Here is a 21,048-nt window from a genome sequence, read left to right on the forward strand (position 1 = left end):
CGGCGCGCGGCGCTGCCGTGCCGCGGTGCGCGGCACCGCGCACCGCGGCGGCAGGGTCCGGGCGGCCTACGCGGTGGTGGCGATGCCGCCGTCGACCGGGATCACGGCGCCGGTCAGGTAGGCGCCCGCCCGGCCGGCGAGGAACACCGCGACACCCGCCATGTCGTCGTCGCGGCCGATCCGGCGCAGCGGGGCGGCGGCCGCGATCGCGTCGCCGAGTTCGTCGAGGGTCGCGGCCATCATCGCCGACGGGAACGGCCCCGGCGCCACGGCGTTCACGGTGATGTGCTGCGGCCCCAGCTCTCGGGCGAGCACTCTGGTGAGCTGGTGCAGCGCGGCCTTGCTGCTGGAGTAGGAGTAGTTGGGCCGGTGGGGAATGTGGATGGCGGCGATGCTGCCGATGTTGACGACCCGCGCGGGGTCGTCGGCGGTGCCGGCCGCGCGGAGCGCCGGCAGCAGCTCCTGGACCAGCCAGAACGGGGACTTCAGGTTGAGGTCGACGACCGTGTCCCAGGCTTCGTCGGGGAACGTCTCCAGGGGCTCGTCCCACATGGCGCCCGCGTTGTTGACGAGGATGTCGAGCCGCTCGGAGCCGGCGGTGACCAGGTCGGACAGCCGTCGGCACTCGTCGTGGCGGGACAGGTCGGCGGGAACGGCCCGCACCTCGCCGAACGCGGACAGCTCTTCCTGCGCCCGAGCGCAGGCCCGCGCGTCGCGCGAGCTGATGACCACGCGCGCGCCCGCCTGGAGGAGGCCGCGCGCGATCATCATCCCGATGCCCCGGGTGCCACCGGTGACGAGCGCGCGCTTTCCCCGCAGGTCGAAAAGCTCCGCGTGCGTCGTGAATCGGCTGTCTACCACTTCGTGCGTCTCCTCTGCATGACCGACCTGACCGAGCATCTGCCACGAGACGCTAGGCGGGCTTCCGGCCGGCAGGGAGATCCTGGTGTTCCGGGTACTGCCGGAGCCCCTCTCGTCGTCGGCGGAGGGCGCCGCGGCGACGTCTGGTGACGCGCGCGGTCGCTGGGCCGGGGCTCGGCTCAGCGGCGGGTGATCTCGTCGTAGACGCTGAGGACTTGGGCGACCGCGTCGTCCTCGGTGGGCCAGGTCGCCGCCTGGGCGCGGCCGGCCACGGCGAGTGCGGTGCGCCGCGCGGGGTCGGCGAGCAGCGCGGTGACGGCGCCGGCGAACGCCTCCGCGTCGCCGGAGGGCACCAGCACCGCGGCCTCGCCGACGAGTTCGCGCATGCCGCCGACGTCGGTGGCCACCAGCGGCACCCCCGCGTGCAGCGCCTCCTGGGCGATCAGCGCGCGGGCCTCCCAGCGGCTGGGCAGCAGCACGAGGTCGGCCGCGGTGAGCAGTTCGGGCACGTCGTCGCGGCGGCCGAGCAGCAGCACCGGCAGCCGTCCGGCCTCGATCCGGCGTTCCAGCGCGGCCCGCCGCGACCCCTCGCCGGCGACGGCGACCAGCGGGGCCGGGTCGTGCACGGCCCAGCGCGCGGCGGCGTCGAGCAGCAGGTCGTAGCCCTTGTGCGGTTCGAGCCGGCCCACCGCGAGCAGCAACGGGCGGTCCACCGCGCCGAATTCGGCCCGCGTCTTCTGCCGCTGCCGCTCCCCTTCGGCGGGCGGGCGCGGCGGCCTGGGCGCCGGGCGCGGCAGCGCGGGCGGTGCGAGCCGGACGTCGCGGGCCCCGTACGCCCGTGCCCGGTCCACCAGTTCGGAGGACACGCCGAGCACGACGGACGCGGCGCGCAGCGCCCGCCGTTCCATCCAGCGCAGCCCGAGCCCGCGGGGGCCGGGCGCCGCGCCGGACTCGGTGCCGACCCAGCCGACGACGAGCGGGGTGCGGCGGCCGCCCAGCGCCAGCGCGGCGAGCACCGCGGGCCGCAGGCCGTGCGCGTGCACCGCCCCGGCGCCGGCGCAGGCGGCGCGCAGCGCGGTCACCGCGGCGGCGTCCGAGGCGCCGCCGCCGCCGATCTCGACCGGCAGGAAGCGCGCGCCCGCGTCGGTGAACCGGATCTCGCGCTCCATCGCGGCCGGCCCGCACACCGTGACCTCCACGCCCCGCGCCGCCAGCCCGCGGACGAGCGAGCCGGCATGGGCGGCGGCCGTCGTGCCCATGATGTGCACGACGTGCAGCGGCCCCTGGACGGGGTGCGGGGTGCTGCTGCTCACGCGGACTGCTGCTCCTGGGTCGGGCCGGTACGGCGCTGGGCGGGCCGGCGGGCTGTGCGGTGCTCGGGTGGTACAGGGTCGTGCGGTGCTCGGGTCGGACTCGGGTGGTACGGGGTCGTGCGGTGCTCGGGTCGGGCTCGGGTCGTGCGGTGCTCGGGTCGGGCTCGGGTCGTACGGTGCTCGGGTCGGGCTCGGGTCGTACGGGGTCGTGCGGTGCTCGGGTCCGCGGGGTCGGGCGGAGGCGGTGCTGGACCGTGCGGGAGCCGGGCGGGCCGCGGTCCGTGCCGGGCGCGGCGCCGCGGAGGTGCGGTGCCGACCGGTGGCGGGCGTGCGCAGTGGGCCGGGCCGCGGCAGCGGCCGGCCCGGGGTGCGGCCGGTCCCAGGATGCCAGGCCCGGGCCAGGGCTTTGCAGCCCCCTGGGGACTTCGGCCCGCTCGCTCCGGCCACGGATCACCCGTACGGGTGGCTGCGCCGCCCCCAGGCGTCGAGCCGGCGCAGCCCGGGCGCCGTCCACAGCCGCGGTCCGGTGACGAACCGCTCCCCCGCGGTGGCCACGACGACGAGCGCGGTGGCGTGCAGCAGCAGGCCGGTCCGGCCGTTGGCGGCGGCGACGGCCGCGCCGAGCGCGGCGCCCAGCGCGTGGGCGCCGGCGTCGCCGAGCATGGTGCGCTCGCCCACGTCGTCCCCGAGGATGGCCGCGGCAGCGCCGAGCGGCGCGGCGGCCAGCAGCGCGCCGGGGCCGCGGCGCAGCAGCCCGGGCAGGCCGGCCGCCAGCACGCCTTTGGCGGCGCGGCCCGGGGCGACGTCGAGGAGGTTCACCGCGTGCGCGGCGCCCGCGACGACCACGCCGGCCAGCGCCCGGTCCAGCGGGCGGGCCTTGAGCAGGCCGCCCGCGGCCAGCCCCGCCGCGCCGATGCCGAGCAGCTTCACCGCGCCCGAGGTGATCCGGCCGTGCCGCAGCGCGCCCAGGTGCGCGGCGAAGCCGCGCTCGTCCGGCGAGCCCTTCTGGTCGTCGTACGCGCCGCAGGCCCCCGCCGCCAGCGCGGCCCCGACCGCCGCGAGCCGGGTACGCCCGGTGAGCCCGCGCGCGGTGGCCATCGCGGCCGCCGCCCCCGCCGCGGCGGCCAGCCCGCCGTACAGCTCCACGCCCCGCCCGGCGTAGTTGGCGCGCTGCCACATCCGCGCCTCCACCGGTGGCCGCGCCCGCAACTGGCGGTACGCGGCCCGCGTGGCCGCGGCGGCCGACGCCCCGACCGACACGGCGTTCCTGACACTCATCCGCACGTCTCCCTCGCCACCCGCTCCCACCCGTACCGACCGCTCACGCCGACGCCCGCCCGCCTCGCCCGGGCGCCCGCACCCGGCCCGCGCACCGTGAGCGCCACGCGTCCCGAGCACCGCCGTCCCTCGCGGGGACCGGCCCCGGGTCCGGGCGGCGGGCCCGAGCGCGTGCGCGCGCCGGCGTCGTGCCCGGCGCGGCGCCGGGCGCCGAATGCGGGGATCAGCGGGCGGCCTTGGCCGCGGCGAGGAGTTCTTCGGCGTGGGCGCGGCCCAGTTCGGAGTCCTCCAGGCCGGCGAGCATGCGCGACAGCTCGCGGACGCGCTCCTCGCCCTCCAGCACGGTGACACCGCTGCGGGTGACCGAGCCGTCGTTGCGCTTCTCGACCAGCAGTTGGCGGTCGGCGAACGCCGCCACCTGCGGGAGGTGGGTGACCACGACGACCTGCGCGGTGCGCGCCAGCCGGGCCAGGCGCCGGCCGACCTCGACCGCGGCCTTGCCGCCGACCCCGGCGTCGACCTCGTCGAAAAGGTAGGTGGGCACCGGGTCGGAGCCGGCGAAGACCACCTCGACGGCCAGCATCACCCGGGACAGCTCGCCGCCGGACGCGCCCTTGGCGATCGGCCGGGGCGCGGCGCCGGGGTGCGGCGCGAGCAGCAGCTCGACCTCGTCCGCGCCGGTCGGCCCGAAGACCACCGCCCGCCCGCCGACGTCGACGCCGTGCTCGGCGTCCGGCGCCTCGGTCTGCCGCAGCTCGACGGTGACCCGGGCGTGCGGCATGGCGAGCTCGGCCAGCTCCTCGGTGACCGCGGCGCCGAAGCGGTCGGCGGCCTCGGCCCGGGCGTCGCTCAGCGTCTGGGCGAGGGCGCTTAGCTCGGCGCGCAGCGCGTCGCGCTCCGCGGTCAGCTCGCCGATCCGGTCGTCGTCGCCCTCCAGCTCGGCCAGGCGCGACGCGGAGGTCTCGGCCCAGGCGAGCACCGCGTCGATGCCGCCGCCCTCGGCGTGCCCCACCGCGCCGGGCTCGCCGTACTTGCGGACCAGGTGCGCCAGCACCGCGCGGCGCTCCTCGACCGCGGCCAGCCGCAACGGGTCCGCGTCGAGGTTGTCGGCGTACCCGGCGAGTTCGCCGGCGATGTCGCCGAGCAGGATGCCGACCTCGCCGAGCCGCGCGGCGAGCGAGGCCAGCACCGGGTCGTGCGCGCTGACCGCGTCGAGCGCGCGCTGCGCGGCGGCGACCAGCGTGCCGGCGTCGACGCCCTCGGGGTCCTCGGGGTTGCCGGCCAGCGCGGCGTGGCCGACCGTGGCGGCCGAGGCGAGCGCCTCGGCGTGGCCGAGCCGCTCGGCCTCCGCGGCCAGTTCCGCGTCCTCGCCGGGCTGCGGCTGCGCGGCGGAGACCTCCTCCAGGCCGAACCGCAGCAGGTCCGCCTCCTGGGCGCGCTCGCGGGCCCGCGTGGTCAGCTCCTCCAGCTCGGCCGCGACCTCCCGCAGCCGGCGGTAGGCGGAGCCGTACTTCACCAGCGGCGCGGCCACCGCGTCACCGGCGTAGCGGTCGAGGGCCTCGCGCTGCCGGGCCGGGCGCAGCAGACCCTGCTGGTCGGTCTGGCCGTGCACGGCCACCAGGTCGTCGGCCAGCTCGCCGAGCAGCCCGACCGGCACGGAACGCCCGCCGACGTGGGCCCGGGACCGGCCCTCGGCCGACACCGTACGGCTGATCAGCAGCTCGCCGTCCTCCAGCTCCGCGCCGGCCTCCTCGGCGCGCACCGCGGCGCGCGCGTCCGGCCGCAGCGAGATCCGGCCCTCGACGACCGCCTTGTCCGCACCGATCCGCACCAGCGCCGGGTCGGCCCGCCCGCCCAGCAGCAGGCCCAGGCTGGTGACGACCATGGTCTTGCCCGCGCCGGTCTCGCCGGTCACCGCCGTGAAGCCGGGCGACAGCTCCACCACGGCGTCCTCGATGACTCCCAGCGACCGGATCCGCATTTCCTCCAACACGGGTACGACCATACGAGGTTTGCGGTCCGCCCGCCCAGCCCCACCCGCGCGGCGGCCCCCGGCGGGTCCTCGGCCGGCCCGGCCGGCCCCGCCGACGGCCTCCCGACGGACCCGTCAGACCCGACACACCCGTCAGATGCATCGGCGGCGTCCGGGACGTCCGGGGCGTCCGGGGCGTCCAGGGCTCAGCGCGCCGCCCCGCGCCACCCCGCGACCGGCAGCGCGAACTTCGCCACCAGCCGGTCGGTGAACGACGCGTGGTGCAGCCGGGCCAGCCGCACCGGCACCGCGCCGCGCCTGACCTCGACCCGCGCGCCGGGGGCCAGCTCGACCGTCCTGCGGCCGTCGCACCACAGCACGCCGTGCTGGCTGTGCTGCTGCACCTCGACCGCGAGCACCGAGCGCGGCGAGGTCACCAGCGGCTTGGCGAACAGCGCGTGCGCGCTGATCGGCACCATCAGCAGCGCCTCGACCTCGGGCCACACCACTGGGCCGCCGGCCGAGAAGGCGTACGCGGTGGAGCCGGTCGGTGTCGCGCACACCACGCCGTCGCCGCCGAACGCGGAGACCGGGCGGCCGTCGACCTCGGTGACGACCTCCAGCAGGCGTTCACGCGACGCCTTCTCCACCGACGCCTCGTTCATCGCCCAGTCGGTGTGCACGATGTGCCCGTCGACGCGGACCAGCACGTCGAGGGTCATCCGCTCCTCGACCTCGTACGCGCGGCTGACCACGCGGTCCACGACCTTGTCCAGGTCGTCGCGCTCGGCCTCGGCGAGGAAGCCGACCCGGCCGAGGTTGACGCCGAGCATCGGCACGCCGGAGGCGCGGGCGAACTCCGCGCCGCGCAGCAGCGTGCCGTCGCCGCCCAGCACGATGATCAGCTCGCAGCCCTGGACCGCGCCCGGGCCGATCTCGGCGATCAGTTCGACGGCGTCGGTGAGCGTCAGGTCGACCGCCTCGTCCTCCTGCAGCCGCACGCCGATGCCGTTGCCGAGCAGCCCGTGCACCACGCGTTCTGCACTGCGGACCGCGGCGTCGCGGCCGGTGTGGGTGAGCAGGAAGACCGTGCGGTCCCGCGCTGGACTGGTCTCGGTCACCGGGGGCCCTCCGCCACAGCACGGTCGATGTCGGCCGGGTCCGGCGCGGGGGCGCCGGCACGCAGCCACAGGAAATACTCCACGTTCCCCGACGGCCCGGGCAGCGGGCTGGCGGTGACGCCGAGCACGCCGAGGCCGAGGCCGCCGGCCTGGCGGGCGACGTTCAGCACGCTCTCGGCGCGCAGTTTCGTGCTGCGCACCACGCCGCCGCTGCCCAGCCGCTCCCGGCCGACCTCGAACTGCGGTTTGACCATCAGCACCAGGTCGGCGTCGGGTGTCGCGCAGCGCACCAGGGCGGGCAGCACCAGGCCGAGCGGGATGAACGACAGGTCGCCCACGATCAGCTCGGCGAGCCGCCCGTCGATGTCCTCGGGCGTCAACTCGCGTACGTTCGTGCGGTCCTTGACGGTGACCCGCGCGTCGCTGCGCAGCGACCAGGCGAGCTGGCCGTAGCCGACGTCGACGGCGACGACCTCGGCGGCGCCCGCGCGCAGCAGCACATCGGTGAAGCCGCCGGTGGACGCGCCCGCGTCGAGCGCCCTGCGGCCCTCGACGACCAGGCCGCGGGGCACGAACGCCGCGAACGCGCCGGCCAGTTTGTGGCCGCCGCGCGAGACGTAGTCGGGTTCGTCGGCGTCCCGCGCGACGACCAGCGCCGCGCTGGTCTCGACCTGGGTGGCCGCCTTGGTCGCGGTGGCCCCGCCCACCGTGACCCGCCCGGCGGCGATCAGTTGGCTCGCGTGCTCGCGTGAGCGCGCGAGGTTACGGCGCACCAGCTCGGCGTCGAGTCGGCGTCGTGGCACGTACGGTTCAGCCCCTGTTCTCGTCCAGCGCGCTCAGCGCGTCCCGCAGCCCCCTGTGCACATCCTCGTACACCTCGATGTGCGCGTGCACGGGCAGCTCGTCGGCGTCCCGCAGCCGCTCAACGGCGGCGTCCACGTCAGCATTCCCGGTTTCCCCGAGCGCGACTCCCAGCGGCTCGGGCTCCGGCTCGGGCTCGGCGGGCGCGGTCGGTCGGTACGGCTCGGGTCCCTCCGGCCGGTCGAGGTGGTCCGCCGCTTCGGTGCGGTCGGGCTCCGCCACGGGCTCGGCGGCCCGCCCGGTGCCGGCGAGGACGCCGGGCAGGTCGTACGGCTCACTCATCGCCGGACCCGGTGCTCGGCGCGGGCGGGGTGTTCGGCGCGGGCGGGGTGGCGGTCGCGGACTTCTTGGCGGCAGCCTTCTTGGCCGCGGCCTTCTTCGCCGGGGCGGCGTTCTCGGCGGTCGCCGTCTTCTTCGCGGTCGCCGTCTTCGTAGCCGCCGCCTGCTTGGCCGGCGTGGCCTTCTTCACCGGCGCCTTCTTCGCGGCGGTCGCCTTCCGCGTGGCGGCGGCCCGCGTGGTCGGGGCGGCCTTGTTCGCCGCGGCGGCCTGCACGGTCGTGGCGCTCGTGGCCGGGGCCTTCTTCGCAGCGGTCTTCTTCGCGACGGCCTTCTTCGCGACGGCCCTCTTGGCCGCGGCCTTCTTCGCGGGGGCGGCGCTCTTCGCGGGCGCGGCCTTCTTCGCGGGAGTCGCGGTCTTCCGCGCGGCAGCCGCCTTCTTGGCGAGTGCGGTCTTCCTCGCGGCCGCCGGCCGCTCGGCGGCCGACGCGACATCGGGCTGCGGCGCGGATTCCGGCTCCGGCTCCGGCTCGACGCGGACGCGTTGGACCGGCGGCGCGGGCTTCGGCGCGGCGGGCGGCGGAGCCGGTGCGGCCGGGTCGGGCGACTCCAGGTTGCGCACCCGGCGCTCCAGCGTCTCCAGCACGACGCCCACCTTGGTGACCTCGTCGGCGATCCGGCCCATCCGGCTCATCGCCTTGTCGACCTCGTCGCGGACGATGCCGAGCAGCAGGTCGCGGTTGGCCCGCCCGGTGGCCATCAGCTCGTCCGCCAGCGCCTGCACCTCCGCCGGGACGGCCGAACCGATCCGCTGCTGCACCGCGGCGACGTCGATCCCCGCCTGGTCCAGCAGGTCCCTGGCCGCGTCGACCGTACGGCGCCTGGTGGCCTCGGTCAGGCCGCCCGCGATCTGCAGACAGGTACGCAGCGCGTCCCGCATCGCCCTCACTCCTCGCCTTGTCGTTGTCCCCGGCTCGTGTCGTACCGATGTCGTATCGGTCCCGCGTGTGGTCACGACGCTACCGCCTCCGGGCGCCCGGCCCGGGGACGGCGTCCTGGTGCGCGGCCGCGCGCACGCTCCGGCCGTACGATCCGAACCGTACGACGCCGCACGACACCGCACGAGGCAGAACGACGCGGCACGACGCCGTACGCCGCGCGCCGCGCCCCGCGGACCGCGCGACCGACCGCACGATCGGGGGACACCGCAGCCATGGCCACCGTCGAGGAGTGCCGCAGCGCGCTCGACCGCTTCGCCGCGAACCTGGCGGGCGCCGAGGGCTCGGCGAAGGACGCGGCGGCGCTCGACCGCTCGCTGAGCTGCCGGATCACCGACCTGGACGTCACCTTCACGGGCCGCCTCGCGGGCGGGCGGGTGCGTGACGTGGTCACCGTCCGGGGTGAGCCGGCGCAGAAGGCGCAGATCCGGCTGTCCATGAAGGGCGACGACCTGGTGGCGATGGTGGCCGGCGACCTGAACTTCGCGAAGGCGTGGGGCACCGGCAGGGTCAAGGTGCAGGCGAGCCTGCGGGACGTCCTGCGGCTGCGCTCCCTCCTGTGACGCCGGGAGCCGCTCCCGGCGCGCAGTCCTGACCGGCCTCCTTCGCCGCCGCGCCGGGAGCGCGCGGGCCGCGGCGCGCGGCCGGGATCACCAGCGGCGTACCGCTCTCCGGGTCCTCGACGACCCGGCAGCGCACGCCGAAGACGCGCTCGACCAGGTCGGCGGTGAGGATCTCGGCCGGCGGGCCCTGCGCCTCGATCCGGCCCTCGCGCATGGCGATCAGGTGGGTGGCGTAGCGCGCCGCCTGGTTGAGGTCGTGCAGCACCGCGACCAGCGTGCGGCCGCGCTGCTCGTGCAGGTCGGCGCACAGGTCGAGCACGTCGATCTGGTGCTGGATGTCGAGGTACGTGGTCGGCTCGTCGAGCAGCAGCAGCGGGGTCTGCTGGGCGAGCGCCATGGCGATCCACACGCGCTGCCGCTGGCCGCCGGAGAGTTCGTCGACATAGCGATCGGCGAGCGCGGAGACGCCGGTCGCCGCCATCGACTCCTCGACGATCCGCTCGTCCTCGGCCGACCACTGGCGCAGCAGGCCCTGGTGCGGGTAGCGGCCGCGGGCCACGAGGCCGGAGACGGTGATGCCGTCGGGGGCGACCGAGGACTGCGGCAGCAGGCCCAGCGTGCGGGCGACGGTCCTGGCGGGCAGCGACCCGATCGCCCGGCCGTCCAGCAGCACCCGGCCGGCGGTGGGCTTGAGCAGCCGGGCCAGCGCGCGCAACAGGGTCGACTTGCCGCAGGCGTTGGGGCCCACGACGACGGTGAACGACTGGTCGGGTATCGCGACCGACAGCTCGCGGGCGATGACGCGCTGGTCGTACGCGAGGGTCACGGACTCGGCGGCCAGCCGGTGGTGCGCGCCGGCGGGACCGGGCGCGGCGGCTGCGGCCGCCCCCGCGGCGCCGGACGTCGGCGACTCGGCCGCGGGCGCGGGCTGGTCGGTGGTGCGGGTCATGCTGGCGTTCTCCCGGGGGTCGTGGGGGCGCTGCGGTCGCGTCGCGGGCGTGCCGTCCGCCCGCCGATGAGCCGGCTGCTCGGGAAACCGCCTGCTCCTGGGCGGCCCGCTGGTGGGCCCGTTCCTGTCCGGTCCGTTCGTGTCCGTTCTGCTCATGTCCGGCCCGCTCATGTCCGGCCCGCTCATATCCGGCCCGCCCTGCGTTCGGCGATGAGCAGCCACAGCAGGTATCCGCCGCCGAGGACGCCGGTGGCGACGCCCACCGGGAGTCCGCCGGACCCGAAGGCGCGCTGCGCCGCGTAGTCGGCGGCGACCAGCAGCGCCGAGCCCGTCAGGGCCGACGGCACCAGCGCCACGCCCGGCGACTTGGTGAGCCGGCGGGCGATCTGCGGCGCGGTGAGCGCGACGAAGGTGATCGGCCCGGCCGCGGCGGTCGCGGACGCGGTCAGCAGCACCGCGGCCAGCACCGCGACCAGCCGGGTGCGTTCGACCCGGACGCCGAGCGCCCGCGCGGTGTCGTCGCCCATCTCGGTGACGCGCAGCGCCCTGCCGTGCAGGACCAGCACCGGCATCAGCACGGCGCAGGCGATCAGCAGCGGCCACACCTGGTCCCAGTCGCGGCCGTCGAGCGATCCGGTGAGCCACATTACGGCTCTGGCCGCGTCCACGAAGTCCGCCTTGACCAGCAGGTAGCTGTTGACCGCCGAGAGCACCGCGGACGCTCCGATGCCGACCAGGACCAGCCGGTAGCCGTGCACGCCGCGCTTCCACGCCAGCAGATAGACGCCGAGGCCGGTGAGCAGGCCGCCGGCCACGGCGCCGGCCGCGATCTGCACCGACGTGCCCTTGAGCAGCACGATCACGACGAGCGCGCCGGCCGCGGACCCCTGGCCGAAGCCGATCACGTCGGGGCTGCCGAGCGGGTTGCGCGACACCGTCTGGAAGGCCGCGCCGGCCATGCCGAGCGCGGCGCCGACCAGCAGCGCCACCACCACCCTGGGCAGCCGCAGTTGCCGGATCACGAAGTCCTGGCCGGGGTCGCCGTGCCCGGTCAGCGAACGCACCACGTCCGGCGGGCTGATGCGGTAGTCGCCGGTGCCGATCAGCACGACCGCGAGCGCGAGCGCGATCAGCAGCAGCGCGCCGCAGACGACGAGCACGCGCCATTCGCCGCGTATCGACAAAGCGCCACGGCGCAGCACGAGGGCACGCGTCCCGCCGCGCACCGGGACGGCGTCCGGCGCGGAGCCCGCGGACGTGGCGGAGTCCGCGGACATCGGGGAGTCCGCGGACACGGGCGTGTCGGAGCCCACGGGCGCGGACATCGGGGAGTCCGCGGGCGCGGGCGTCGGGGTCGCGTGGGGCGTGCTCACAGCTCTGCCATCTTTCGGCGCCTGACGAGGAGGATGAAGACGGGTCCGCCGAGCACCGCGGTGACGATGCCGACCTGGAGTTCCGCGGGCCGGGTGACGACGCGTCCGATCACGTCGGCGCCGAGCAGCAGCACCGGCGAGAGCACCGCCGCGTACGGCACGATCCAGCGCATGTCGGGCCCGGTGATGCCGCGTACGACGTGCGGCACCATCAGCCCGACGAAGACGATCGGCCCGCAGGCCGCGGTCGCCGCCCCGCACAGCAGGGTGACCGCGATCATCACCAGCAGCCGGGTGCGGCCCAGTCGGGCGCCGAGGCCCCGGGCGGTGTCGTCGCCGAGGGCGACCGCGTTGAGCGGGCGCGCGGTGGCGAGCGCGAGCAGCACGCCGGCGGCGATGAACGGGGCGACATGGCGCACCGTCGACATGTCGGCCGCGGCGAGCGAGCCGACCTGCCAGAACCGCATCCGGTCCAGCGCGACGTTGTCGGTCAGTTCGACGGCACTGGTCCAGCCCTGGAGCAGCGCGGTGACGGCGGTGCCGGCCAGCGCGAGCCGTACCGGCGTGGCCGACCTGGTGCCGCCGACCGCGTACACGAGCGTGGCCACCAGCGCGGCGCCCGCCAGCGCGAACCAGACGTAGCCGGTGGTCGAGTCGATCCCGAAGAAGCTGATGCCGGTGACGACGGCCGCCGCCGCGCCCGCGTTGACGCCGAGCAGTCCGGGGTCGGCGAGCGGGTTGCGGGTCAGCGCCTGCATCGCGGCGCCGGCGATGCCGAGCGCGGCGCCCGCCAGCAGGCCCAGCAGGGTGCGCGGGACGCGGAGTCTGCGCACCACCACGTCGTCGTCGGTGCCGGAGTAGTGGAACAGGCCGTGCCACACGTGGTCCACGGGCACGTCGCGGGCGCCGATGGCGACGCTCGCGGTCGCGACCACGGCGAGCAGCGCGACGGCCAGCAGCAGCCCGGTGGCCCTGCGGGCGTTCGCCCGGCGCACACTGCCGCGCGGCGCGGACCCGGCGACAGCGGCGGACCGGGCGGGCGGCTCCGGCCGGACGGGTGGGGAGTGACGATCGACCAACACGAGGGTTAGGTTAGCCTAACCTCTCGGAAGTGCACCTTCGAGCAGAGCGGCAGCCCCATGCATACCTCCCGTTTCGCAGTGACGTCCGGAATGTCCCGGCGCGGACTCCTCGCCGCCGGCGGCTCCGTGGGCCTCGGCGCGCTCCTCGCCGCGTGCGGGGGCTCGGACGGCGACTCCTCGGGCAGCGGCTCGGGTGACGGCGGCGGCAAGGGGACGTCCTCCGCCAAGGCGCCCTCCGGCCCGTGGACGTTCACCGACGACCGCAAGAAGACCGTCAGGCTCGACCGCGCGCCCACCAGGCTGGTCGCCTACGTCGGCGTCGCCGCCGCCCTCCACGACTACGGCATCGAGTGCACCGGAGTCTTCGGCCCGACCAAGCTCAAGAACGGCTCCCCCGACGCGCAGGCCGGCGACCTGGACGTCTCCAAGGTCACCGTGCTCGGCAACGCCTGGGGCGAGTTCAACATCGAGAAGTACGCCTCGCTCGCCCCGCAGCTGCTGATCAGCCACATCTACCAGGCCCCGGCGCTGTGGTACGTGCCCGAGGAGAGCGCCGACAAGATCCTCGCGCTCGCGCCCAGCATCGGCGTCGACCTCGCCGGCGTCCCGCTGACCAAGCCGCTCCAGCGCTACGCCGACCTCGCCGCCTCCCTCGGCGCGGACATGACGTCCGGTCAGAACGCCGCGCAGAAGACCCGTTTCGAGCAGGCGTCGGCCGGCCTGCGCGCCGCGGTCAAGGCCCACCCCGGCATCTCTGTGCTGGCCTGCTCGGCGAGCGCCGACTCCTTCTACATCTCCACCCCGGCCTCGGCCGCCGACCTCAGCTACTACAAGAGCCTCGGCGTGGACTTCGTCGTGCCGAACAAGGTCGAGGGCGGCTTCTTCGAGACCCTCAGCTGGGAGAACGCCGACAAGTACAAGGCCGACGTGCTGATGCTCGACAACCGCTCGGCGAGCCTGCAGCCCAAGGACCTCACCGGCAAGCCCACCTGGGGGCAGCTGCCCGCGGTCAAGGCCGGGCAGGTCCTCGGCTGGCCCAGCGAGCCGATCTTCTCCTACGCCAAGTGCGCCGTCCAGATCGAGGCCCTGACCAAGGCCATCACCACAGCGAAGAAGGTGAGCTGACGCCATGACGATCGCCGACCAGGAGCAGGCCGGACCCCGGACCACCCCGCGAGCCGCCGCGACGCACGACGAGCCGGCCGCGCCCCGCGTCCCGTACGGCTTCTTCCACCCGCGGGTGGTCGCGACGCGGCGGCTGTCCCCGACGCTGGTGCGCGTCGTGCTCGGCTGCGACGAGCTGAGCGCGGTGGTCAGCGGCGGCCGCGACCAGCGGTTCAAGCTGTTCCTGCCGCAGCCGGGCCAGGACGCGCCGGTGCTGCCCGAGGTGCTGGACCTCGACTGGTACCCGCGGTGGCGGGAGCTCGACCCGGCGGTGCGCGGCATCATGCGCACGTACACGATCCGCGCGGTGCGGCAGGACCCGCCCGAGATCGACGTGGACTTCGCCCTGCACGGCGACCTCGGGCCGGCCTCGCGCTGGGCGCGGCGGGCCGCGCCCGGCGACACGGTGTCGATCCTCGCGCCGGTGGTCCACGACAACGGCGGCGTCGAGTTCCAGCTGCCGCAGGACGCCCGGTGGGCGCTGCTCGCCGCGGACGAGACCGCGCTGCCCGCCGTCGCCGGCATCCTGGGGTCGCTGCCGGTGGGACTGCCGGTGCGCGTCTGGATCGAGGTCGCCCACCCCGACGACCGCGTCGACCTGCCGACCCGGGCCGACGCCGAGATCACCTGGCTGGTCCGCCCCTGCTCCCCCGTCGCCGAGTCCGTCGCGGCGGCCGAGCTGCCCGGCCCCGCCGGCACCGGCTACGCCTGGATCGCCGGCGAGGCGTCGCACGTGCGCGCCCTGCGCCGCCACCTGGTCGGCGAACGCGGCCTGGACCGCCGCAGGGTCTCCTTCACCGGCTACTGGCGCCGCGGCACCACGGAGGACGACCTGCTGGAGGCCGCGGTGGCGGCAGCGGCGGCCGACTGACCGGCGGCCGTCGCCCGCCCCCGCGCGGTCTCAGAAGCCGACCCGCGCCAGCGCCTTCGCCGCGTCCAGATCGCACCGGCCGTCCGCCGCCGCCGTCCAGGCGGCGGCGCACAGCGCGCGCAGGCCGTCCAGCGGCGCGCCGCCGCCGTCGGCGCGCAGGGCGCCGGACGCGGTGTCGGCGACCGCCGTCCAACCGCCGCAGGCGAAGCCGGAGTCCGCCCCGGAGCCGTCCGCCGCGCGGACCTCCGGATGCGGCGCCAGCAGGTCCCGCAGGTCCGCGCCGACGTAGGTGGGCCGGTGCCGCGGCCCGGCGGCGAGCAGCGCGGCCGGCGTGGTCACCCCGGTCAGGACCAGCAGCGAGTCGACGCCGCCCGCGAACGCCCCCTCGATGTCGGTGTCCAGCCGGTCCCCGACCACCAGCGGCCGGCGCGCGCCGGTCCTGATCACCGTCTCGCGGTGCATCGGCGGCAGCGGCTTGCCCGCCACCTGCGGCGTGCCGCCGGTGGCGATCCGCACCACCTCCACGGCCGCGCCGTTGCCCGGCGCGATCCCCCGCGGACTGGGGATGGTCAGGTCGGTGTTCGAGGCGAACCACGGCACGCCCGCGTTGACCGCGTAGGCCATCTCCCGCAGCTGCGACCAGCGCAGGTCCGGCGCGTAGCCCTGGACCGCGGCGGCCGGGCCGTCCTCCGCGGACTCCACCGGGACCAGGCCGCGTTCGCGCAGCGCCGTCCACAACCCCTCACCACCCGCCACCAGGACCTTCGCGCCCGCCGGCACCTGGTCCGCGATCAGCCGGGCCACCGCCTGCGCGGAGGTCACCACGTCCTCGGCCGCCGCGGGCACCCCGAGCCGCGTCAGATGCTCGGCGACGGCCTGCGGCGTACGGGCCGCGTTGTTCGTCACGTACGCCAGCCTCATGCCGTGCCCGCGCGCCGCCTCCAGCGACTCCACGGCGTGGTCGATGGCGTCGCCGCCCGCGTACACGACGCCGTCCAGGTCCAGCAGCGCCGTGTCGTACGCCGTGTCCAGCGCCTCGGTGCTGCCGTCCGGCGTGGTCCGAAGGGTCATGGCGGATCGCTCCTCATCGCGGGTCGTCGACGCTCCGATCATCCCCCATGGCCGGCGTCCCACGGCCACCGCCCGCTGGGCACGCGCTGTCATACGATGCGCTGATGGACACCCCCGGCATTCCCGGCACGCCCGGCGCCCCGGAGACCCCGGAGCCGTCGCCGGAGCGCGGGCTGTGCCTCGCGCCCTTCCGCGGCCTGCGCTACGTGCCCGAGCGGGTCGGCAGCCTGGCCGCCGTCACCTCGCCGCCGTACGACGTGGTGGTGCGCCCCGACGGCCAGCGCCGGCTGGAGACCGCCGACCCGTACAACGTGGTCCGGCTGATCCTGCCCGACGCCGCGACCGCCGAGGAGCAGCACCGCAAGGCCGCCCGCACCCTCGACCGCTGGCTGCGCGACGGCGTGCTCGCCCCCGACCCGCGACCGGCGCTCTACGTCTACGAGCAGCGCGACGGCGACCACCTCCAGCGCGGCGTGATCGGCGCGCTGCGGCTGAGCCCGCCGGAGGACGGCGTCGTGCTGCCGCACGAGGACGTGATGCCCGGCCCGGTCGCCGACCGCGCCGCGCTGATGCGCGCGACCGGCGCGAACCTCGAACCGCTGCTACTGGCCTACCGCGGCGGGGTGGCGACCGCCGAGGTCGTCGAACGCGTCGCGGCCGGGGACGCGGCCCCCGGACAAGGGACGCCGGGGGACGCGGCGCCGAGGGACGGACGATCCGGGGACGCGGCCACCGGGCCGGCTCCCCACGGACGCCGCGCGCCCGCGCGTGCCGACGCCACCCGTCCCGTCGCGCCCCTGCTGACCACGACGACCGACGACGGCGTACGGCACCGGCTGTGGGCGCTCACCGACCCCGCCGACCTCGCCGCCGTCACCGCCGACCTCGCCACCCGCCAGGCGCTGATCGCCGACGGCCACCACCGCTGGGCCACCTACCGCCGCCTGCAGGCCGCACACCCGCCCGGCACCCCCTGGGACTTCGGCCTGGTCCTGCTCGTCGACACCGCCCGCTACCCGCTGCGGGTCCGGGCCATCCACCGCGTCCTGCCGCGGCTGCGCGCCGCCGACGCCCTGGCCGCCGCCGCGGAAGTCTTCCGGGTACGCCGCCTGGACGGCGGTCTCGACCGGGCGCTCGCCGCCCTGGCCGACTCCGCCGCGGACGGCAACGCCTTCGTCCTGGCCGGCGACGGCTTCCACCTGCTCGACCGGCCGGACCCGGCGCGGCTGGACGCCCGCGTGCCGCACGACCGCCCCGAGACCTGGCGCCGCCTGGACGCCACCGTGCTGCACAGCCTGCTGCTCGACCACGTCTGGCGGGTGCCGGACACCCCCGACCACATCCGCTACATCCACGACACGCGGGAGGCCGTCGCGCTGGCCGAACGCCTCGGCGGCACGGCCGTGTTGCTGCACCCGGTACGCGAACGCGTGGTGCTCGACCTGGCCCGGCAGGGGGTGATGATGCCCCGCAAGTCGACGTCCTTCGGGCCCAAGGCCGGCGGCCTGGTCATGCGGCGCGTCGACCTCGCCTGACGCCGCTGGCGCGCGCCCCGGCGCGGGACACGCGAAGGGCGGCGCCCGCGGTGTGCGGGCGCCGCCCTTCGGTCGTGCGCGGACGCGCGCTCCGGTCAGTCCTCGTCGCGCTCGGCGGGCGCGGCGGCCGGCTCGCGGAAGGGCGAGTCGAGGAACGAGGAGGAGGAGGCGGCGGCGGTGGTGGTGGAGGCGGCGGTGGAGGGGTCCGCCTCGTCCTTCCCGTCGGACGCGACGTGCGCGTCGGCGTCGGTTCCGGCGTCGGTCTCGGCCTTCACCGCGTCCTCGCCGTCCGCGTCCTTCTCCTCGGGACCGTCGAGGCCGCCCTCGTCGTCCTTGCCGTCCAGGTCGTCCAGGTCGTCTTCGTCGTCCAGGTCGTCGGTGTCGCCGGCGTCGTCCCGGTCGTCCTCGGCATCGTCCTCGTCGAGGTCGTCCCGGTCGTCGGCACGGTCGTCATCGTCATCGGCGTCGTCCTCGCCCAGGTCCGCGGCCGCGGTCGCGGCAGGGGCTGCCGCCGCGTCGTCGGCCCGGTCCTCCGCGTCCTGGTCGCGGTCGTCGTCCGCGTGCTCGTCGAACACGTCCACGAACTCGACGCCGTCGAGCTGGGCGAGCCGGTCGGAGGCGTCCGTGGTGCCGTTGTGGTCGGCCTCCAGCGCCTTGGCGAACCACTCGCGCGCCTCGCTCTCACGCCCGACGCCGAGCAGCGCGTCCGCGTAGGCGTACCGCAGCCGCGCGGTCCACGGATGCACCGCGCTGGAGGCCAGCTCCGGACTCTGCAGGGTCACCACGGCGGCGTCGGCCTGGCCCATGTCCTGCCGTGCGCCGGCCGCGACCAGGCGCATCTCGACCTGGCCGGCCTTGTCCAGCTTCTGCACCTCGGGAGCACCGGCCATCTCCAGCGCGCGCTCCGGGCGGCCGAGGCCGCGCTCGCAGTCGGCCATCACCGGCCACAGGTCGACCGTGCCGGTCATCCGCCGGGTGGCGCGGAACTCGGCGAGCGCCTCGGCGTACCGCTCCGTGGCGTACGACGCGAAGCCCGCGGCCTCCCGCACCGCCGCGACCCGCGACGCCAGCCGCAGCGCGACGCGCGAGTACGCGTACGCCTGCTCCGGCTCCTCGTCGAGCAGCCGGGCCACCATGACCAGGTTGCGCGACACGTCCTCGGCGAGCGTCTTGGGCAGGCTCATCAGCTCCTGACGCACGCTCGGGTCGATCTCCTGCCCGGTCACCTCGTCGGGGATCGGCAGCCGCTTCACCGGCTCCCGCTCCTCCCGGCGCTCGTCCCGGCCGCGGTTCTCGAACCGGCCGCGCCCCTGCACGACCGGACGCCGGCCCTGGCCGCCGCGCTCGTCGCGCCCGCCGCGGTCCCGGTCGCCCTCGCGCCGCGGCCCGCGCGGCCGCTCGTCACGGCGATCGTCGCGCCGGTCGTCCCTGCGGTCGTCACGGCCGTACGACGGCCGGTCGTCCCGCCGGAAGCCGCCGCCGTGGCCGCGGTCGTCACGGGGACGGTCGTAGCGCGGCCGGTCATCACGAGGACGGTCGTCACGCGGACGGTAGCCGCCACCCTGGCGGTCGTCGCGCGGCCGGTCGTACGACGGACGGTCGTCACGCCGGAACCCACCGCCGTGGCCGCGGTCGTCACGGCGGAACCCACCGCCGTGGCCGCGGTCGTCACGGCGGAAGCCACCACCGGGCCGGTCCTCCCGCGGACGGTAACCGCCGGGGCGGTCGTCACGCCGGAACCCGCCGCGGGGCCGGTCGTCGCGCCGATCGTCACGGGGACGGTCGTCACGGGGACGGTAGCCGCCGCCCTGACGGTCATCGCGCGGCCGGTCGTACGACGGACGGTCGTCACGCCGGAACCCACCGGGCCGATCGTCCCTGCGGAAGCCACCGCCCTGCCGGTCGTCCCGCCGGTAGCCGCCGCCGGAGCCCCGGTCGTCGCGGGGGCGGTCGTAGCGCGGCCGGTCATCACGAGGACGGTCGTCACGGGGACGGTAGCCGCCGCCCTGACGGTCGTCGTCGCGGCGGGGACCGCGCGGCCGGTCCTCCCGGGGACGGAAACCGCCCGGACGGTCGTCACGGCGGTAGCCGCCGCCGGAGCCCCGGTCGTCGTCGCGGCGCGGGCCGCGCGGCCGGTCGTCCCGGCGCTCGTACGGCGGACGGTCGTCGCGGGAGCGGTAACCGCCGCCGCCCTGACGGTCGTCGTCCCGACGCGGACCACGCGGCCGGTCGTCGTCGCGACGGTCGTCCCGCCGGTTGTACGAGGGGCGGTCGTCGCGACGGTAACCGCCGCCGGCCGGGCCGCGGTCGTCGCGGCGCGGGCCCCTCGGACGGTCGTCACGTCGGTCCTCGCGGCGGAAGCCGCCGCCGCGCGAGTCCCGACGCTCAGGGCGTTCGGGCTGGTCTTCGGGCGAGTTGGACATCGACGTGACTCCTGTCGGATCGTGCTGCTGTACTGCAAGTCTCCCGTAGCGGACGGGAGGGCGCGCATTGTGCGCGGAACGCAAAAGGACCCCCGGTCCCAGCGCTCAGGCCAGGACCGAGGGTCCAGAATGATTGTTCGGCGGCGTCCTACTCTCCCACAGGGTCCCCCCTGCAGTACCATCGGCGCTGAAAGGCTTAGCTTCCGGGTTCGGAATGTAACCGGGCGTTTCCCTCACGCTATGACCACCGAAACACTATCGGGCCGTCCCGCCGGAGCGGAACTGCGACAGAGTCCAAGCGAACAAGCACACTTTTCAGTTGAGCGTTCTGTTCACCGGTGCGACTGTTCGCAACCCGGGAACCAAACAGTGGACGCGAGCACAGCAATATGTAGACAAGCCCTCGGCTTATTAGTACCGGTCAGCTCCACCCCTCACAGGGCTTCCACATCCGGCCTATCAACCCAGTCGTCTCCTGGGAGCCTTAACCCCTCAACGGGGGTGGGAGCCCTCATCTCGAAGCAGGCTTCCCGCTTAGATGCTTTCAGCGGTTATCCCTCCCGAACGTAGCCAACCAGCCATGCCCTTGGCAGGACAACTGGCACACCAGAGGTTCGTCCGTCCCGGTCCTCTCGTACTAGGGACAGCCCTTCTCAAGACTCCAACGCGCACAGCGGATAGGGACCGAACTGTCTCACGACGTTCTAAACCCAGCTCGCGTACCGCTTTAATGGGCGAACAGCCCAACCCTTGGGACCGACTCCAGCCCCAGGATGCGACGAGCCGACATCGAGGTGCCAAACCATCCCGTCGATATGGACTCTTGGGGAAGATCAGCCTGTTATCCCCGGGGTACCTTTTATCCGTTGAGCGACGGCGCTTCCACAAGCCACCGCCGGATCACTAGTCCCTACTTTCGTACCTGCTCGACCCGTCAGTCTCACAGTCAAGCTCCCTTGTGCACTTACACTCACCACCTGATTGCCAACCAGGCTGAGGGAACCTTTGGGCGCCTCCGTTACCCTTTAGGAGGCAACCGCCCCAGTTAAACTACCCACCAGACACTGTCCCTGATCCGGATCACGGACCGAGGTTAGACATCCAGCACGACCAGAGTGGTATTTCAACGACGACTCCCACCAGGCTGGCGCCCGATGATCACAGTCTCCCACCTATCCTACACAAGCCGAACCGAACACCAATATCAAGCTATAGTAAAGGTCCCGGGGTCTTTCCGTCCTGCTGCGCGAAACGAGCATCTTTACTCGTAGTGCAATTTCACCGGGCCTATGGTTGAGACAGTCGAGAAGTCGTTACGCCATTCGTGCAGGTCGGAA

16 protein-coding genes, 2 rRNA genes and 1 pseudogene (1 of these 19 running past the window's edge) are annotated in these 21,048 nt (G+C 75.3%); 4 read left to right on the forward strand and 15 right to left on the reverse strand.

What is annotated here, in order from left to right; all coding sequences use genetic code 11:
* Window positions 1-66: 66 nt before the first annotated feature.
* The 8 genes from VSR01_RS06975 to VSR01_RS07010 all read right to left on the reverse strand — a co-directional run bounded on the left by VSR01_RS06975 (window position 67) and on the right by VSR01_RS07010 (window position 8,622).
* The gene (locus VSR01_RS06975; RefSeq protein ID WP_326448402.1) at window positions 67-861 is read right to left on the reverse strand and encodes an SDR family oxidoreductase; all 795 of its coding nucleotides are present in this window, start codon (window positions 859-861) and stop codon (window positions 67-69) included.
* Between the two features lie 179 nt (window positions 862-1,040).
* Window positions 1,041-2,120, reverse strand: coding sequence for a glycosyltransferase family 4 protein (locus VSR01_RS06980; RefSeq protein ID WP_326453528.1), 1,080 nt, complete (start codon window positions 2,118-2,120; stop codon window positions 1,041-1,043).
* Between the two features lie 504 nt (window positions 2,121-2,624).
* On the reverse strand, window positions 2,625-3,452 hold the full coding sequence (locus VSR01_RS06985) for a hypothetical protein (RefSeq protein ID WP_326448403.1): 828 nt from the start codon (window positions 3,450-3,452) through the stop codon (window positions 2,625-2,627).
* 223 nt (window positions 3,453-3,675) lie between these two features.
* Window positions 3,676-5,457, reverse strand: a complete 1,782-nt coding sequence (recN, locus tag VSR01_RS06990) for a DNA repair protein RecN (protein ID WP_326448404.1) — start codon at window positions 5,455-5,457, stop codon at window positions 3,676-3,678.
* Between the two features lie 173 nt (window positions 5,458-5,630).
* The gene (locus tag VSR01_RS06995; RefSeq protein ID WP_326448405.1) at window positions 5,631-6,545 is read right to left on the reverse strand and encodes an NAD kinase; all 915 of its coding nucleotides are present in this window, start codon (window positions 6,543-6,545) and stop codon (window positions 5,631-5,633) included.
* Window positions 6,542-7,348, reverse strand: a complete 807-nt coding sequence (locus tag VSR01_RS07000) for a TlyA family RNA methyltransferase (RefSeq protein WP_326448406.1) — start codon at window positions 7,346-7,348, stop codon at window positions 6,542-6,544. Before VSR01_RS07000 ends, VSR01_RS06995 begins: the two co-directional genes overlap by 4 nt.
* Window positions 7,349-7,355: 7 nt before the next feature.
* A complete protein-coding gene (locus tag VSR01_RS07005; RefSeq protein ID WP_326448407.1) occupies window positions 7,356-7,688 on the reverse strand; it encodes a hypothetical protein in 333 nt (110 codons plus the stop codon).
* Window positions 7,681-8,622: a histone gene (locus VSR01_RS07010; protein ID WP_326448408.1), complete on the reverse strand. Its 942-nt coding sequence runs from the start codon at window positions 8,620-8,622 to the stop codon at window positions 7,681-7,683. The genes VSR01_RS07005 and VSR01_RS07010 overlap by 8 nt, the downstream gene beginning before the upstream one ends.
* A 273-nt stretch (window positions 8,623-8,895) precedes the next feature.
* Between VSR01_RS07010 and VSR01_RS07015 the strand changes: the two genes are divergently transcribed.
* Window positions 8,896-9,243, forward strand: a complete 348-nt coding sequence (locus VSR01_RS07015; protein ID WP_326448409.1) for an SCP2 sterol-binding domain-containing protein — start codon at window positions 8,896-8,898, stop codon at window positions 9,241-9,243.
* Here VSR01_RS07015 and VSR01_RS07020 read toward each other — a convergent pair.
* The 3 genes from VSR01_RS07020 to VSR01_RS07030 form a co-directional block, all read right to left on the reverse strand.
* Complete coding sequence (locus VSR01_RS07020; protein ID WP_326448410.1) at window positions 9,191-10,192, reverse strand: ABC transporter ATP-binding protein; 1,002 nt, start codon at window positions 10,190-10,192, stop codon at window positions 9,191-9,193. The genes VSR01_RS07015 and VSR01_RS07020 overlap by 53 nt on opposite strands.
* A gap of 182 nt (window positions 10,193-10,374) precedes the next feature.
* Window positions 10,375-11,469 (reverse strand): FecCD family ABC transporter permease, encoded by a 1,095-nt coding sequence (locus tag VSR01_RS07025; protein ID WP_442785655.1) that lies wholly within the window; start codon window positions 11,467-11,469, stop codon window positions 10,375-10,377.
* 92 nt (window positions 11,470-11,561) lie between these two features.
* Entirely contained in the window at window positions 11,562-12,560 is a 999-nt protein-coding gene (locus VSR01_RS07030) for a FecCD family ABC transporter permease (protein ID WP_326453529.1), read from the reverse strand.
* Between the two features lie 144 nt (window positions 12,561-12,704).
* Here VSR01_RS07030 and VSR01_RS07035 point away from each other — a divergent pair, with 144 nt between their 5' ends.
* Window positions 12,705-13,772: an ABC transporter substrate-binding protein gene (locus tag VSR01_RS07035; protein ID WP_326448412.1), complete on the forward strand. Its 1,068-nt coding sequence runs from the start codon at window positions 12,705-12,707 to the stop codon at window positions 13,770-13,772.
* A 4-nt stretch (window positions 13,773-13,776) separates the two neighbouring features.
* On the forward strand, window positions 13,777-14,682 hold the full coding sequence (locus tag VSR01_RS07040; RefSeq protein ID WP_326448413.1) for a siderophore-interacting protein: 906 nt from the start codon (window positions 13,777-13,779) through the stop codon (window positions 14,680-14,682).
* 30 nt (window positions 14,683-14,712) lie between these two features.
* Here VSR01_RS07040 and VSR01_RS07045 read toward each other — a convergent pair whose 3' ends face one another.
* A complete protein-coding gene (locus tag VSR01_RS07045) occupies window positions 14,713-15,753 on the reverse strand; it encodes an HAD-IIA family hydrolase (RefSeq protein ID WP_326448414.1) in 1,041 nt (346 codons plus the stop codon).
* A gap of 104 nt (window positions 15,754-15,857) precedes the next feature.
* Between VSR01_RS07045 and VSR01_RS07050 the strand changes: the two genes are divergently transcribed.
* The gene (locus VSR01_RS07050) at window positions 15,858-17,288 is read left to right on the forward strand and encodes a DUF1015 domain-containing protein (RefSeq protein WP_326448415.1); all 1,431 of its coding nucleotides are present in this window, start codon (window positions 15,858-15,860) and stop codon (window positions 17,286-17,288) included.
* Window positions 17,289-17,806: 518 nt separating this feature from the next.
* Here VSR01_RS07050 and VSR01_RS37665 read toward each other — a convergent pair.
* The 3 genes and pseudogenes from VSR01_RS37665 to VSR01_RS07065 all read right to left on the reverse strand — a co-directional run.
* A pseudogene (locus tag VSR01_RS37665) lies at window positions 17,807-18,532 on the reverse strand (hypothetical protein); the annotation flags it as partial.
* Between the two features lie 1,314 nt (window positions 18,533-19,846).
* A 5S ribosomal RNA gene (gene rrf / locus VSR01_RS07060) occupies window positions 19,847-19,963 on the reverse strand.
* Between the two features lie 139 nt (window positions 19,964-20,102).
* Window positions 20,103-21,048 (reverse strand): 23S ribosomal RNA (locus VSR01_RS07065); it runs 2,182 nt beyond the window's last position.

Source organism: Actinacidiphila sp. DG2A-62, assembly GCF_035825295.1.
Taxonomy (GTDB): domain Bacteria; phylum Actinomycetota; class Actinomycetes; order Streptomycetales; family Streptomycetaceae; genus Actinacidiphila.

Excerpts from the sequence above, each read along its gene's own strand:
- VSR01_RS07035 (WP_326448412.1), top strand. The coding sequence starts at position 12,705 with ATGCATACCTCCCGTTTCGCAGTGACGTCCGGAATGTCCCGGCGCGGA.
- VSR01_RS07015 (WP_326448409.1), top strand. The coding sequence starts at position 8,896 with ATGGCCACCGTCGAGGAGTGCCGCAGCGCGCTCGACCGCTTCGCCGCG.
- VSR01_RS07010 (WP_326448408.1), bottom strand. The coding sequence starts at position 8,622 with ATGCGGGACGCGCTGCGTACCTGTCTGCAGATCGCGGGCGGCCTGACC.
- VSR01_RS06985 (WP_326448403.1), bottom strand. The coding sequence starts at position 3,452 with ATGAGTGTCAGGAACGCCGTGTCGGTCGGGGCGTCGGCCGCCGCGGCC.
- VSR01_RS07005 (WP_326448407.1), bottom strand. The coding sequence starts at position 7,688 with ATGAGTGAGCCGTACGACCTGCCCGGCGTCCTCGCCGGCACCGGGCGG.
- VSR01_RS07025 (WP_442785655.1), bottom strand. The coding sequence starts at position 11,469 with ATGTCCGCGGACTCCGCCACGTCCGCGGGCTCCGCGCCGGACGCCGTC.
- VSR01_RS07045 (WP_326448414.1), bottom strand. The coding sequence starts at position 15,753 with ATGACCCTTCGGACCACGCCGGACGGCAGCACCGAGGCGCTGGACACG.
- VSR01_RS07040 (WP_326448413.1), top strand. The coding sequence starts at position 13,777 with ATGACGATCGCCGACCAGGAGCAGGCCGGACCCCGGACCACCCCGCGA.
- VSR01_RS07020 (WP_326448410.1), bottom strand. The coding sequence starts at position 10,192 with ATGACCCGCACCACCGACCAGCCCGCGCCCGCGGCCGAGTCGCCGACG.
- VSR01_RS07050 (WP_326448415.1), top strand. The coding sequence starts at position 15,858 with ATGGACACCCCCGGCATTCCCGGCACGCCCGGCGCCCCGGAGACCCCG.
- VSR01_RS06980 (WP_326453528.1), bottom strand. The coding sequence starts at position 2,120 with ATGGGCACGACGGCCGCCGCCCATGCCGGCTCGCTCGTCCGCGGGCTG.
- recN (WP_326448404.1), bottom strand. The coding sequence starts at position 5,457 with ATGGTCGTACCCGTGTTGGAGGAAATGCGGATCCGGTCGCTGGGAGTC.